The sequence below is a fragment of the Rhizobium sp. LCM 4573 genome, assembly GCF_001854865.1.
Lineage (GTDB): Bacteria > Pseudomonadota > Alphaproteobacteria > Rhizobiales > Rhizobiaceae > Neorhizobium.
This window is the reverse complement of the sequence record NZ_MDDW01000007.1, coordinates 29,834-43,507: the sequence shown is the minus strand read 5'-3', so window position 1 is coordinate 43,507 and position 13,674 is coordinate 29,834. Positions and strand designations below refer to the sequence as shown.

General features: G+C 61.6%; 15 protein-coding genes and 1 tRNA gene. 14 read left to right on the top strand and 2 right to left on the bottom strand.

All coding sequences use genetic code 11. The features are described from left to right. Positions 1–9: 9 nt before the first annotated feature. The gene (locus tag LCM4573_RS13600) at positions 10–627 is read right to left on the bottom strand and encodes a TetR/AcrR family transcriptional regulator (RefSeq protein ID WP_071006858.1); all 618 of its coding nucleotides are present in this window, start codon (positions 625–627) and stop codon (positions 10–12) included. Positions 628–703: 76 nt separating this feature from the next. On the opposite strand from LCM4573_RS13600, the gene LCM4573_RS13595 reads away from it, so the two are divergent. Continuing rightward, positions 704–1,615 (top strand): SDR family oxidoreductase, encoded by a 912-nt coding sequence (locus LCM4573_RS13595; protein WP_071006857.1) that lies wholly within the window; start codon positions 704–706, stop codon positions 1,613–1,615. A 56-nt stretch (positions 1,616–1,671) separates the two neighbouring features. Here LCM4573_RS13595 and LCM4573_RS13590 read toward each other — a convergent pair. Next, positions 1,672–1,761 (bottom strand) — tRNA-Ser (locus tag LCM4573_RS13590). 316 nt (positions 1,762–2,077) lie between these two features. Here LCM4573_RS13590 and rplU point away from each other — a divergent pair. The 13 genes from rplU (at position 2,078) to LCM4573_RS13525 (ending at position 13,643) form a co-directional block, all read left to right on the top strand. Continuing rightward, positions 2,078–2,389, top strand: coding sequence for a 50S ribosomal protein L21 (gene rplU / locus LCM4573_RS13585; RefSeq protein ID WP_071006856.1), 312 nt, complete (start codon positions 2,078–2,080; stop codon positions 2,387–2,389). 31 nt (positions 2,390–2,420) lie between these two features. Then, the gene (rpmA, locus tag LCM4573_RS13580; RefSeq protein WP_071006855.1) at positions 2,421–2,690 is read left to right on the top strand and encodes a 50S ribosomal protein L27; all 270 of its coding nucleotides are present in this window, start codon (positions 2,421–2,423) and stop codon (positions 2,688–2,690) included. A 130-nt stretch (positions 2,691–2,820) separates the two neighbouring features. Beyond that, a complete protein-coding gene (locus LCM4573_RS13575) occupies positions 2,821–3,453 on the top strand; it encodes a GNAT family N-acetyltransferase (protein WP_071006854.1) in 633 nt (210 codons plus the stop codon). Further along, entirely contained in the window at positions 3,450–4,037 is a 588-nt protein-coding gene (locus LCM4573_RS13570) for a GNAT family N-acetyltransferase (RefSeq protein WP_071006853.1), read from the top strand. Before LCM4573_RS13575 ends, LCM4573_RS13570 begins: the two co-directional genes overlap by 4 nt. Positions 4,038–4,221: 184 nt before the next feature. Then, positions 4,222–5,283, top strand: a complete 1,062-nt coding sequence (gene obgE / locus LCM4573_RS13565; protein WP_071006852.1) for a GTPase ObgE — start codon at positions 4,222–4,224, stop codon at positions 5,281–5,283. Continuing rightward, positions 5,280–6,458 carry a glutamate 5-kinase gene (proB, locus tag LCM4573_RS13560; RefSeq protein ID WP_071006851.1) on the top strand — a complete coding sequence of 393 codons (1,179 nt, stop codon included), beginning with the start codon at positions 5,280–5,282 and terminating at the stop codon, positions 6,456–6,458. Before obgE ends, proB begins: the two co-directional genes overlap by 4 nt. After that, positions 6,451–7,731: a glutamate-5-semialdehyde dehydrogenase gene (locus LCM4573_RS13555; RefSeq protein ID WP_071006850.1), complete on the top strand. Its 1,281-nt coding sequence runs from the start codon at positions 6,451–6,453 to the stop codon at positions 7,729–7,731. The genes proB and LCM4573_RS13555 overlap by 8 nt, the downstream gene beginning before the upstream one ends. 42 nt (positions 7,732–7,773) lie before the next feature. After that, a complete protein-coding gene (locus tag LCM4573_RS13550; protein ID WP_071006849.1) occupies positions 7,774–8,394 on the top strand; it encodes a nicotinate-nucleotide adenylyltransferase in 621 nt (206 codons plus the stop codon). 127 nt (positions 8,395–8,521) lie between these two features. After that, positions 8,522–8,962, top strand: a complete 441-nt coding sequence (gene rsfS, locus LCM4573_RS13545; protein ID WP_071006848.1) for a ribosome silencing factor — start codon at positions 8,522–8,524, stop codon at positions 8,960–8,962. A gap of 109 nt (positions 8,963–9,071) precedes the next feature. Further along, positions 9,072–9,554 carry a 23S rRNA (pseudouridine(1915)-N(3))-methyltransferase RlmH gene (rlmH, locus tag LCM4573_RS13540; protein WP_071006847.1) on the top strand — a complete coding sequence of 161 codons (483 nt, stop codon included), beginning with the start codon at positions 9,072–9,074 and terminating at the stop codon, positions 9,552–9,554. Positions 9,555–9,643: 89 nt separating this feature from the next. Further along, on the top strand, positions 9,644–11,062 hold the full coding sequence (locus LCM4573_RS13535) for a murein hydrolase activator EnvC (RefSeq protein WP_071006846.1): 1,419 nt from the start codon (positions 9,644–9,646) through the stop codon (positions 11,060–11,062). Further along, on the top strand, positions 11,052–12,383 hold the full coding sequence (locus LCM4573_RS13530) for a S41 family peptidase (RefSeq protein ID WP_071006845.1): 1,332 nt from the start codon (positions 11,052–11,054) through the stop codon (positions 12,381–12,383). The genes LCM4573_RS13535 and LCM4573_RS13530 overlap by 11 nt, the downstream gene beginning before the upstream one ends. A 51-nt stretch (positions 12,384–12,434) precedes the next feature. After that, a complete protein-coding gene (locus LCM4573_RS13525; protein WP_071006844.1) occupies positions 12,435–13,643 on the top strand; it encodes a divergent polysaccharide deacetylase family protein in 1,209 nt (402 codons plus the stop codon). Positions 13,644–13,674: the final 31 nt, after the last annotated feature.

The window sequence follows — 13,674 nt, the reverse complement described above, 5'->3', positions numbered from 1 at the left end:
GACGGTCATCTACTCCGGTGAGGGGCGGATTTCGGCCTGCAGCGCGTCAAATGCTTCCTGCAGCAGTTCCGCCATGGAGCGCCTGCCGCCTTCACGGTTGAACGCGTCGGAGGCGAGGCGCATAGCGCCGATCGCGAGCATGGCAACGAGCCTCAGGCCGGCTTCGCGCTGAGGGTCCGGCCATCGTTCCCGCAGTGCCGCGAATAGAGCCTTTTCCTGCTGAACATAGCTCGCCTGCTTTCGGGCCTGAACGGCTTCGCTRGAGCGCATCAGGCGATCGATGGCGATCATGTCGTCGGTAGGAATGAGCGCGCAGACTTTTACGACCGCTTCGCGGATTGCGTCGAGAGGCCGCCTGCCCCGAGGGACTTCCCTCAGCGCATCGACGATCATGTCGCCCACACCGCTTTGCAGGGACAGCAGAATCTCGTCCTTGGATTTGAAGTAGTAGAAGAACGTCCGCCGGGAAATGCCCGCTGCGGCCGCTATCGCATCGAGCGTTGTCGCCTCGTATCCCTTCTCGATGAACAGACGGATTCCGGCATCCGTGATGCGCTGCAGAGTCTCGCGGCGCTTGCGCTCCCGCAAGCCTTCAGGGGGAGTTTCCGGCCCGCCACTCGTTTTCATCCAGTAGCCTCTTGAAAATTGCACTTAGTGTAATAATTATTTTACACCAAGTGCGGTTTTCCGAAAAGGCAGGATCATGGCAAAGTGGACGGCTTCCGACATTCCTTCGCAGAAAGGTCGCGCGGCGATCGTCACCGGCCCCGGAGGTCTCGGGTTCGAGGATGCCTTGGCGCTGGGGCGGGCGGGTGGCGAGGTCATCATCGCAGGCCGCAACCCTGAGAAGGGGGCTGCCGCGGTAGCGAGAATTCGGAGTGACGCACCAGGTGCAAATATCCGGTTCGAGCGGCTCGATTTAGCAGATCTCAACTCCGTTGCGGATTTCGGCGAAAGGCTGCGAAGCGAGAGGGACAGTCTCGATCTGCTGATCAACAATGCCGGCGTGATGGTGCCGCCGAAGCGGCAGGAAACGGTGGACGGTTTTGAATTGCAGTTCGGCACCAATTATCTGGGTCATTTCGCACTGACACGGCAACTTCTGCCGCTTCTGCGGAAGGGAAAGGATGCGCGCGTAGTCACACTGTCGAGCGTCGCTGCCCGGAACGGCGCGATCGACTTCGACGATCTGAATGCGGAGAAGAGCTACAGACCGATGTCCGTATACAGTCAGTCGAAACTCGCCTGCCTGATGTTTTCCTTCGAGCTGCAACGGAGGAGCGAAGCCGGTGGGTGGGGTGTTGCCAGCATCGCCGCGCATCCCGGTGTGTCCCGCACCGATCTTCTCCACAATGCGCCGGGACGCTGGAGCGCTGCAGGCATGGCCCGCACTTTTCTGTGGTTCCTTTTCCAGCCGGCATGGCAAGGCGCTCTTCCCACGCTTTTTGCCGCGACTTCGCCGGACGCGAAAGGCGGCGCCTACTACGGTCCGGACGGGTTGAGCGAGGGGCGGGGATATCCAGCCGAAGCGAAGATACCGCCGCAGGCACTTGACGCCGCGACCGCGGCACGTCTGTGGGATGTCTCGCAGCGCTTGACCGAGGCAGCTTGCTGACGAATTCGATGGCGCTGTCGGCGGGGATGTTTCTCAAATTTGGCTTGGTGCCAAACTGGCGGAGAGGGTGGGATTCGAACCCACGATAGAGTTGCCCCTATGCCGCATTTCGAGTGCGGTGCTTTCGACCACTCAGCCACCTCTCCACGGGGCTGGTCGCGCTTTGGACGGCGCGGGCGTTCTCATAGCGATGAAAGATCGGGCTGGCAAGGGGCGAATATCAAGTCTTTACAAGCTTTCATCTTGACAGTTTTTTGTCTGTCACGTATGCCCGCACGCGATCAGAGGTGGAAAAGGATTCCAGCTCTCTTTCTTCGCGGAGAACCCTTCCGGTGTTCTAAGCGAAATTCACCGGCAGACGTCTTCAAAAGCTTGCTTTCGAAAATCCTGCTAGAGACCGACTGACAAAAAGACGGCCGTTCCGAAAGGGGCAGAGCCGGAACGAACATGAAAGGATAAAAAATGTTCGCAGTCATCAAGACCGGCGGTAAGCAGTACCGCGTGGCCGCCAACGACGTGCTTACCATCGAAAAGCTGGAAGCCGATGCTGGCGCCGTCGTAGAATTCAATGAAATCCTGGTCATCGGCGAAGGCGCCGATGCCAAGATCGGCGCCCCCTTCGTCAAGGGTGCGACGGTCAAGGCCGAAGTGGTCGAGCACAACCGTGGCAAGAAGGTTCTGTCCTTCAAGAAGCGCCGCCGCCAGAATTCCAAGCGGATTCGCGGCCACCGGCAGCACCACACGGTCGTCCGCATCACGGACATCTTGGCTTAATCGGGATTTCGAAGGTTAAAGGAGAACACCAATGGCACATAAGAAAGCTGGCGGTTCGTCGCGTAACGGTCGCGATTCCGAATCCAAGCGCCTTGGCGTGAAGAAGTTCGGCGGCGAAGCCGTCATCGCAGGCAACATTATCGTGCGTCAGCGCGGYACGCAGTGGCATCCGGGTCAGAACGTCGGCCTCGGCAAGGACCACACGATTTTTGCGCTTACGGCCGGCAATGTGAACTTCCGTACGAAGGCCAACGGCCGAGTATACGTGTCCGTAATGCCGAAAGCGGAAGCAGCAGAATAAAGCCGGTAAGCGTTCTTAAGCAGCCGGTGTCACATCGACCCGGCTGAACGTCCAAGGTTCAGTAAGAAAAAAGGGAAGATGGGACACCACCATCTTCCCYTTTTCTTTACCCCCAACAGGAGGACTGAACATGCAAGGCGAATTGTTGAGGGCGAGCCAATCCCGGCCGCCAGAGGAACGGCTACGGCCGGAGCGGTCGAGGCGCGATTGCCCCGTCTTACTGTCGCAGAGATTGGTTCTGCGAGCCCCCCACGAAGAAGACATCGACGCCCTTGCCCATCTCGCCAACAATGCGAATATCGCGACCATGGTGTCGCGTATGCCGCATCCCTATACGGCAAAAGACGCAGCCGATTTCGTGCGACGCGCGAAAAACGGCGAGATCGGCAAGTGCGTCTATGCCATCACGCGAGCCGACAACGGCGCCTTCCTGGGCTGCTGCGCGCTGGAGCCACAGGAGGATGAAAAGGCGCTGGAAATCGGTTACTGGCTCGGCGAACCCTATTGGAACCAGGGCTATGCCACCGAGGCCGCCCATGTGCTGATCGACATGGCCTTCCGGACCCGCGACATCGAATATATCGACGCGCGCTGCCGGGTCACCAATGTCGCTTCCCGCCGGGTCATCCAGAAATCGGGTTTCCAGTTCCAGGGCAGCGGCATGGTGGGTTCGCTGGCGCTGGGCGGCATGATTGCCGTCGAATGGTACCGGCTCGACCGCAAGACCTGGATGTCGCTGAGAAGCTGGGGGGAGCTCAGATGAACGCCGCCGTCTTGGAAAGGCGGGTCGTAACCCGCCCCATGCCGGGGCCCTGCCCCGTCATCTCCACAGGCCGGCTGATGCTGAGGCCCCACCGAATGAGCGATGCGGCAATGATTGCCGAGTCGCTTGCGGACTTTCAGGTGAGCCGCATGCTTTCGCGCGTGCCGCAGCCCTATGACAGGCAGGATGCGCTGGATTGGCTCGCTCCGCGGGTTTCCGGCGACCTGAACGAGTGGGCGCTTGCGATTACGACCGGTGACGACGTCCATATCGGTGTCGTCGGCATCGAGTTGAGGCATGAGCTCTGGCATCTAGGCTATTGGCTGAACCGCTTCTACTGGGGCCGCGGCTATATGACCGAGGCCACGGGCGCGGTTGTGGAGCGCTTCTTCCGGCGCATGCCGGAAACCACGCTTCACTCCGGGGCTTTTGCCGACAACATCGCTTCACTGCGGGTTCAGACGAAGCTCGGTTTCAACATCGTCGATGCCTGCCAGCTTTTCAGCCTGTCGCGCAACAGCATGGCGCCACATATCGAAACCGTGCTGGATGCCCGGAACCTGCGGTTATCCAGCCGACCATGATACGTCCAGAGCAGCCGGCGGGGCAGGCCTCCGCCGGCTGCAGCGCGACGCCCATGTCATTTCCGATGGGATATTATGGCTCGCGAACTTCGTGATAATCTTTGACCTTCGCCCAAACCGGCGATACGAAATCCACCGATTGCCTCAAGGTCAGGCCCCGACAAAAAACAGGACTTCCCAGAAGATGAAATTTCTCGACGAGGCAAAGGTCTACATACGTTCCGGCGACGGCGGCGCGGGCGCGGTCTCGTTCCGGCGTGAAAAGTTCATCGAGTTCGGCGGTCCGGACGGTGGCGACGGCGGGCGCGGCGGCGATGTCTGGGTCGAAGCGGTAAACGGCCTCAACACGCTGATCGACTTCCGCTATCAGCAGCACTTCAAGGCCAAGATCGGCACGCACGGCATGGGCCGCAACCGCACCGGCGCGAACGGTGCCGACGTGACGCTGAAAGTGCCGGTCGGAACGCAGATCTTTGAGGAAGACAACGAGACGCTGATCGTCGACATGACGAAGGAAGGCCAGCGGTTTCGCCTTGCGAAAGGCGGCAATGGCGGCTTCGGAAACGCGTATTTCAAGTCTTCCACCAATCAGGCGCCGAACTGGGCCAATCCTGGGCTCGAAGGGGAAGAGAAGACGATCTGGCTGCGGCTGAAGCTGATTGCCGATGCCGGCCTCGTCGGCCTGCCGAATGCCGGCAAGTCGACCTTCCTGGCGACCGTCACGCGGGCGCGGCCGAAGATCGCCAACTACCCGTTCACCACGCTGCATCCCAACCTTGGGGTTGCGACCATCGACGGCCGCGAATTCGTGCTGGCCGATATTCCGGGGCTGATCGAAGGTGCTCATGAGGGCGTAGGCATCGGTGACCGCTTCCTCGGCCATGTCGAGCGCACCCGGGTGCTCCTGCACCTCGTTTCGGCGCAGGAGGAAAACGTCGGCAAGGCCTATAAGACAGTAAAGCACGAGCTGGAGGCCTATGGCGGCGGACTGATCGACAAGCCGGTGGTCGTGGCCCTTTCGCAAATCGATGTGCTGGACGAGGCCGAACTCAGGAAAAAGGCCAAGGAACTGGAAAAGGCGAGCGGGCAGAAACCCTTCCTGATCTCCGCAGTCACCAACAAGGGCATGACGGAGGTATTGCGTGCACTCCGCGACGTAATCGTCGAGGCGAGCGCAGGCGAAGAGACGACACTGCCGGACCGGTCGGTGCCGCTGAGGGACGCCGGCGAGGAGGAGGCTCAATGAGCGCCTCCCGCAAGCCGCTCGCCAGCCATCGCCRGATCGTCATCAAGATCGGATCCGCCTTGCTTGTCGATCGCAAGAGCGGATTGAAGAAGGCGTGGCTTGACGCGATCTGCGCCGATATTGCCGCGCTGAGGAAACAGAATGTCGATGTGCTGGTCGTTTCCTCGGGCGCAATCGCGCTTGRCCGCACGGTTCTCGACCTGCCTTCCGGCGCCTTGAAGCYTGAGGAAAGCCAGGCGGCCGCCGCCGTTGGCCAGATTGCGCTCGCCCGCGCCTGGTCGGAAAGCCTGTCGAAGGACGATATCGTCGCAGGCCAGATCCTGCTCACGCTGGGCGATACCGAAGAGCGCCGACGCTATCTGAACGCCCGCGCGACGATCAACCAGCTGCTGAAGATCGGCGCCGTGCCGATCATCAACGAGAACGATACCGTCGCGACCTCGGAAATCCGGTACGGCGATAACGACCGGCTGGCGGCGCGCGTCGCGACCATGACGGGGGCGGATCTTCTCGTCCTGCTCTCCGATATCGACGGCCTCTACACCGCTCCGCCGCATCTCGATCCGCACGCGAAATTCATGGACGTCGTACCGGCCATCACGTCCGAGATCGAGGCCATGGCCGGGGGCGCGGCCTCGGAGCTGTCACGCGGCGGCATGCGCACCAAGATCGATGCCGGAAAGATCGCGACCGGCGCGGGTTGCGYGATGATCATCGCGTCCGGCAAGGCCGAGCATCCGCTGAAGGCGATAGAGGAGGGCGCCCGTTCATCCTGGTTTGCACCTTCCGGCACGCCGGTAACGGCACGCAAGACCTGGATCGCCGGGCAGCTTCAGCCGGCCGGGGAGCTTTTCGTGGATGCGGGCGCGGAAACCGCCCTCGGCAGCGGCAAGAGCCTGCTGCCTSCCGGCGTACGCCGCATCGAAGGCAATTTTCACCGTGGCGATACGGTTGCCATCATCGGGACGGATGGCCGGGAGATCGCCCGTGGCCTGGTGAGCTACGATGCCGAGGAGGCGCGCCAGATCACCGGCCGCAAATCCAGCGAGATCGAGGCGGTGCTCGGCTATGCGGGACGTGCCGCCATGGTCCATCGCGACGATCTGGTGATGACCGCGCCGGCCGGGCGGAAGGCCCGCAAAGAGGATCACAAGGAGGATGCCGCTCATGCTTGACAGGGTCGCGATGACGGATGTGACGGCCATCATGGACGAGATCGGCAGCAACGCCAAGGCGGCGGCGCGGGCGCTTGCGACAGCTGGCACAGAGGCCAAGGACAAAGCCCTCCTCGCCATGGCCGATGCGATTCTAGTGTCCAAGGATAAGATCCTCGCCGCGAACGCGGCGGATCTGAAGAATACCGAAGGCAAGGGGCTCCTGCCCTCGTTCGTCGATCGCCTGACGCTGACGGAAAAGCGTATTTCCGACATGGCGCAAGCACTTCGGGAGATTGCGGCACTAAAGGACCCGGTCGGTGATGTGATCTCCGCCTGGGACCGCCCGAACGGATTGCGGATCGAGCGGGTACGCACGCCCCTCGGCGTCATCGGGGTGATTTACGAGAGCCGCCCGAACGTGACCGCCGATGCAGGCGCGCTCTGCCTCAAGGCCGGAAATGCGGTGATCCTGCGCGGCGGATCGGATTCCATCCATTCGTCCCAAGCGATCCATGCCTGCCTGGTCGAAGGGCTGAAAGCTGCCGGACTTCCCGAACATGCGATCCAGGTCGTGCCCACGACCGACCGTGCGGCGGTCGGCGCCATGTTGTCCGGTCTCGGCGGTGCGATCGACGTGATCGTGCCGCGTGGCGGGAAAAGCCTCGTCGCACGCGTTCAGAATGAGGCTCGCGTGCCGGTGTTTGCCCATCTCGAAGGCCTTTGCCATATCTATGTGGATGCTTCCGCTGATCTGGAAATGGCGAAAAAGATCGTCGTCAACGCCAAGATGCGCCGCACCGGCATCTGCGGCGCGGCCGAGACCCTGCTGGTCGACAGCGCGGCGATCGGCACGCATCTGATGCCGATCCTGGAGGCGTTGACGGAAGCGGGTTGCGAAATCCGGGCTTCCGCGGCGGTGCTGAAGGTCTTCCCCGGCTTCAAGCCGGCGACCGAGGAGGATTGGCGCACGGAATATCTCGATGCGGTCATCTCGGTCGCGATCGTCGATGGTATTTCCGGCRCCATCCGCCACATCAATACCTATTCCTCCAACCATACCGAAGCAGTGATCGCGGAAAACCCGAAGGTGGTGGAGCGCTTTTTCAACGAGCTCGATTCGGCGATCCTGCTGCATAATGCCTCGACGCAGTTCGCCGATGGCGGGGAATTCGGCATGGGAGGCGAGATCGGCATTTCCACCGGCAAGATGCACGCCCGTGGACCCGTGGGCGTCGAGCAGCTCACCTCGTTCAAATACCGCGTGCACGGCACCGGGCAAATACGGCCCTGACATCACGTGGAGGGGGAACGAATAGACCGGCGCTATCTCGTCATGCCGCATGTGGAGCGCGGCATGGTCGTCGGGCTTTTCGGTGGTTCCTTCAATCCGCCGCACGAGGGGCACCTGCTGGTCGCGGAGATCGCGCTTCGGCGGCTGGGCCTGGACCAGCTCTGGTGGATGGTCACTCCCGGAAACCCGTTGAAGAGCCGCAAGGAACTCGCTTCGCTCGAAGACCGGCTCGCCATGAGCGAACGGCTGATCCACGATCCGCGAATCAAGATCACTGCTTTCGAAAAGAGCCTCGACAGCGCCTATACGGCCAGGACACTCGCCTTCGTCAAGGCGCGCAACCCGGATATCCGCTTCATCTGGATCATGGGTGCGGACAGCCTCAAGACCTTTCATCAATGGCAGAAGTGGCGGCAGATCGCCTGCACCTTCCCGATAGCTGTCATTGACCGGCCGGGTTCGACATTGTCGTTCCTGTCTTCGCGGATGGCCCGTGCCTTCGATTATGYTCGCGTCGATGAAGACGATGCCGGAGTGCTTTGGAAAAAAACTGCTCCGGCCTGGACGTTCATTCACGGGCCGAGGTCGGCGCTGAGTTCCACCGCAATCCGGGCAAATGGCTGGGAAACGGGCAAAAGGCGCGAAAAACCGGCTGCCGAATAACGCCAAAGTATGGTTTCCCGCCTCTCCTGTTCACCTTTTGGCGCTGTCCCTTGAAAGATCGTCAATTCGATGCCACCTTTCTGAACAGGCGGCCGGATCAAGCCGGATTCGCCGGGAATGCCTGTAGCTGTTACGGAAGAAAGGAAGAACCCTGACAACAGTGCACGCGAAGGGAAAGACGGCCTCCGTCCTCCCGCAGAGCCTGGAACGTGGCGCCGATGCCGCTGCCCGCTCTCTAGAACTGGTCCTCGCAAGCCTCGAGGACTCCAAAGCCGAAGATATCGTCACCATCAACATCGCCGGAAAATCTGCGCTCGGGGACTACATGGTCGTCGTCTCCGGACGATCGAGCCGGCATGTCACGGCGATCTGCGATCACCTGATTTCGGACCTCAAGGACGAAGGGTATGGAAGTGCCCGGGTCGAGGGCCTGGAGACGGGCGATTGGGTGCTGATTGACACCGGTGACATCATCATTCATGTGTTCCGCCCCGAAATCCGCGAGTTCTACAATATCGAAAAGATGTGGGCCGCTCCGGATATCGAGGAAGGTGCGCTGCTACACTGATCGGGCTTAGGCTTGTCCTGAACCGGTCGGATCGGAGGTCGAATCCTGGTGGTCGGGCATAGGCTCGGCGCCGACGTGAATTCGATCGTCAAAATCATCAGGACAGGACATGCGGATAAGCCTCTTTGCCGTGGGACGGCTGAAAGCTGGACCCGAAAAGGAACTTGCGTCCCGTTATATGGACCGCTTCGCCAAGGCAGGGCCGGCGGTGGGACTTGAGTTGGCCAGGCAGATCGAGATCGCGGAAAGCCGTGCGRCCAATGCCGAAACCCGCAAACGCGAGGAAGCGGCGGGGCTCGAAAAATCGCTTCCGGAAGGTGCCGTCCTCATCCTGCTCGACGAACGTGGCAAGAGCCTCGACAGCGAAGCATTYGCGGAGTTGATCGGCCGTTACCGCGACGGGGGCAAGCGTGACATGATGCTGGCGATCGGCGGTGCCGACGGGCTCGATCCAGAGCTTCGGAACCGGGCGGATGCGGTCCTGAACCTCGGCAGCATGACCTGGCCGCACCAGCTCGTGCGTATCCTGATCGCCGAGCAGCTCTATAGAGCCGTCACCATTCTCGCAGGCCATCCCTATCACCGGGTGTGAACGGCAAACACGATCTTGTTTCTGGCCTTGAGCGACAAATCAGCTTAGCCTTGAGACGCTTCAAGCGATCCAGCCTTATCGGAACGGGCATGAAACCACCGGCTTCGCAATTTCCCAGGCGCGCGCTGCCGCTCATCGCGGCAGGCCTCGGCCTGGCCTGTCTTGCCGGTTCCGCTTCATCCGTGGCGCTGGCCCAGGTCACCGAGCAACAGCCTGCAGCCGCATCATCCACTTCCGCCACCCCCGCAGATCCTTCAACCGACCTTCAGCGCAAGCGCGACGAAACGCGCGGCGAATTGGAGGAGTTGACCCGTACGATCACGCTTTCGGAGGAAAAGGCGGCGGCGATCGAGCAGAATATTGCCGAACTCGAAAAGACTGCGGCCAATCTGCGCCAGGCGCTCATCGATTCCGCGGCTCGCCGGAAGGAGCTGGAAAAGCAAATCCTTTCGAGCGAGCAGAGACTTGCGCGGCTACACGTCCAGGAAGGCGTCATTCGCGGCTCCTTGAAGGAGCGGCGGGCGGTGCTCGCGGAAGTGCTCGCCGCCCTGCAGCGCATGGGGCGTAATCCGCCGCCGGCACTTCTGGTCACGCCGGAAGATGCGCTTGCCTCGGTGCGCAGTGCTATCCTGCTCGGCGCGGTCGTTCCGGGAATGCGCGCGGAGACCGAGAAACTGGTGGTCGATCTCCAGGCGCTGGCCAACCTCCAGGCCGAAGCGGTCGATGAAAAGACCGCGGTTGCCGGCACCATCGCCGCGAACCTGGAAGAAGAAAAGCGGATGGATCTTCTTCTCGCGGAGAATGAAAAGCTGAATGAGAAAAGCACGGCCGAGCTGGAAGCGGAACGACATCGTTCCGAGGAGCTCGCGGGTCGTGCCACCTCGCTCGAAGGCCTCATCAGCTCGCTCGAAGGAGAAATCGCCTCCATGCGCGAGGCCATGGAGCAGGCCCGTCGGGAAGAAGAGCGCCAAAAGCGGCTTTCCCAGGCCGAGCGCGAGAGGGCGAAGGAGCTTGCCGCGAGCGGCATGCCCGACAAAAACCGCATTACCCCCGCATATGCGTTTTCGAGCCTGAGGCAGAAGCTGGAGCTTCCGGTCGCCGGTGACGTTCTGCGCCGGTATGGCGATGCGGACGGGACCGGACATACCGCCAGGGGCATTACCGTTGCCTCCAATCCCGGCTCCGTGGTGACGGCGCCGGCCGATGGCCTGGTCGTTTTCGCCGGCTCCTTCAGGAGCTACGGGCAGATGATCATTCTCAATGCCGGAGACGGTTACCACCTGGTCCTTTCCGGCATGGATGAAGTGAACGTGAGGCAGGGAAAGTTCGTCTTTTCCGGCGAACCCATCGCGGTGATGGGACAGAAAAGAGTGGCAAGCGCAACGGCATTGGCGCTGGAAACCGAGCGGCCAACGCTTTACATTGAGTTCAGAAAGGACGGCACGCCGGTCGATTCGAGACCGTGGTGGACCGCGCAAGAAACTGGAAGGGCACGAAATGATTCGTAGGGCTTCTCTCGTCATCGTCGGCGCGCTCATGGGGGCGACCGCGATGAGCATGATTTACTCGGCCGGAGTGCCGGCGCAGGCGGCGGGCCCCTCGACCTATCGGGAGCTGTCGATTTTTGGCGATGTTTTCGAGCGTGTCCGTGCGCAGTACGTGACGCCGCCGGATGAGCAGAAGCTTGTCGAGAACGCCATCAACGGCATGCTGACTTCCCTGGATCCGCATTCGAGCTTCATGAACTCCAAGGATGCCGAGGACATGCGCACGCAGACGCGCGGCGAGTTCGGCGGGCTTGGCATCGAAGTCACGATGGAGAACGAGCTGGTCAAGGTGATCGCGCCGATCGACGACACGCCCGCGGCGCGTGCCGGCATCCTGGCAGGCGATTTCATTTCCGAAATCGACGGCGCGCCCGTTCGCGGTCTCAAGCTGGAAGACGCGGTCGAGAAGATGCGCGGCGCGGTCAACACGCCGATCAAGCTGACGGTCATCCGCCAGGGTGCCGACAAGCCGCTCGAAATTACCGTGGTGCGCGATATCATCGCCGTGCGTGCCGTCAAATCCCGCGTCGAAGGTGGTGATGTCGGTTATCTGCGCGTGATTTCCTTCACGGAAAAGACGTATGACGATTTGGAGAAGGCGATCCAGAAGATCAAGGCGGACGTGCCGGCCGATAAGCTGAAGGGCTACGTCCTCGACCTCAGGCTCAATCCGGGCGGTCTTCTCGATCAGGCTATCAATGTTTCCGATGCCTTCCTGGAGCGTGGCGAAGTGGTTTCCACGCGCGGCCGCAATGCCGACGAGACACGCCGCTTCAATGCCGGACCGGGCGACCTGACGGATGGAAAGCCAGTTGTCGTGCTCATCAACGGCGGCTCCGCCTCCGCTTCGGAAATCGTCGCGGGCGCTCTGCAGGATCTGCGCCGGGCGACCGTCGTCGGTACCCGCTCCTTCGGCAAGGGTTCGGTCCAGACGATCATCCCGCTCGCAGATGCAGGCGCGCTTCGTTTGACGACGGCACTTTACTACACGCCGTCGGGCAAATCGATCCAGGGCACCGGCATCGAGCCGGACATCAAGGTCGAGCAGCCGCTTCCGGAAGAACTGCAGGGAAGAGTGCGCGCCGAAGGTGAATCGAGCCTCCGCGGGCATATTCAGGGGCAGAACGAGACCGATGAAGGCTCCGGCTCCGCCGCCTATGTACCCCCTGAGGCCAAGGATGATATCCAGCTCAATTATGCGCTTGATCTCCTGCACGGCAGGAAGACGGATCCGTCCTTCCCGCCGAACCCGGAAAAGGCGGCCGCCGCCGTCAAGCAGTAATCCGATGGGGAGCCGGCCTAGAGCCGGCTTCTTCTTGAGGTTATCAAACCCTTGGGCACCGATCTCCATGCACCGCTGGGACAGAACCGGCCGTCCCGCCGGCGCCGGACAACGGTGTTTTTTCCGGCCCTACTGTTGGCTCTTGCCGGCATCGTCGGCATTATGGGTCTCTCCCTTTATGCCATGCGGGGCGATGAAACGCTGAGGCAGGTGTCGGAAGATGCTTCCCCGCCAACTGTCGAACCGGCAGGGAATGCAGCTGAAAAGACCGTCGCGAACTCCAGCGACCTCGCAAGTAATGGCCTGCCGCGATCGGGCCCGCATTCCGGGGCGAGCGTTGAGCGAACGCTCACCGATGATGGGACGGTAGTGACCAAATACACGCCTCGCCAGCGTCAGGGCGAGGGGCGGGTACTGATCGATACGCCGCGAGTTGGCCAGGATCCGCGAATGGCCGCCCTGCCGAATGAAGCGCTCCTCGAGGAAACGCCCCAAGGCCGATTGCCCGTGATCAGCTCGGATGGCCTGCGCCCCATGGATCAATATGCGCGTCCTTGGTCCGGCGCTCGCGGCACGCGCGTCGCCATCGTGCTTGGGGGGCTGGGGCTCAGTCAGACAGGCTCCCAGAAGGCCATCAAGGAATTGCCCGGAGGCGTGACGCTTGCTTTTGCGGCCACCGGCAACAGCCTTCAGCGGTGGATGCAGGAAGCGCGCCGCAGCGGCCATGAGATCCTCATACAGGTTCCGCTCGAACCTTTCGGCTATCCGAATAATGATCCCGGCCCCTCGACGCTTCTTGCGGATGCTTCGGCGAAGGAAAATCTGGCCCGGCTGCACGAAGCGATGGGCCGGATCACCAATTACACCGGTATCATGAACTATCTCGGCGGCCGCTATCTCGCCGATGCTGATGCGCTGGAGCCTGTTCTGCGTGACATTGCGAGCCGTGGCTTGCTGTTTCTCGACGATGGCTCCTCGACGCCATCGGTGAGCGGGAATATCGCGAAGGCGATCGAACTGCCGCACGCCTTCGCGGATGTGACGCTCGATAGTCAGTTGCAGGTGGAGGCGGTTTTGAGAAAGCTGGACGACTTGGAGAGGATAGCGCGCCGCAACGGAACGGCGATCGGGGTTGCCTCCGCTTTCGACGAGAGCATAGAAGCCATTGGCAGATGGGCCGGGGAGGCCGAGCGGCGCGGCATCGAAATCGTCGGGATATCCGCACTGGTGACCGATCCTGCAAAGGCGCAAGGGAATTGAGCCACAGGTACACCTAAATCCAATCTAAACG

Bases quoted from the DNA above. Each gene is read 5' to 3' on its own strand.
- LCM4573_RS13595 (WP_071006857.1), top strand. From the start codon at position 704: ATGGCAAAGTGGACGGCTTCCGACATTCCTTCGCAGAAAGGTCGCGCG.
- rplU (WP_071006856.1), top strand. From the start codon at position 2,078: ATGTTCGCAGTCATCAAGACCGGCGGTAAGCAGTACCGCGTGGCCGCC.
- LCM4573_RS13575 (WP_071006854.1), top strand. From the start codon at position 2,821: ATGCAAGGCGAATTGTTGAGGGCGAGCCAATCCCGGCCGCCAGAGGAA.
- LCM4573_RS13570 (WP_071006853.1), top strand. From the start codon at position 3,450: ATGAACGCCGCCGTCTTGGAAAGGCGGGTCGTAACCCGCCCCATGCCG.
- obgE (WP_071006852.1), top strand. From the start codon at position 4,222: ATGAAATTTCTCGACGAGGCAAAGGTCTACATACGTTCCGGCGACGGC.
- LCM4573_RS13535 (WP_071006846.1), top strand. From the start codon at position 9,644: ATGAAACCACCGGCTTCGCAATTTCCCAGGCGCGCGCTGCCGCTCATC.
- LCM4573_RS13530 (WP_071006845.1), top strand. From the start codon at position 11,052: ATGATTCGTAGGGCTTCTCTCGTCATCGTCGGCGCGCTCATGGGGGCG.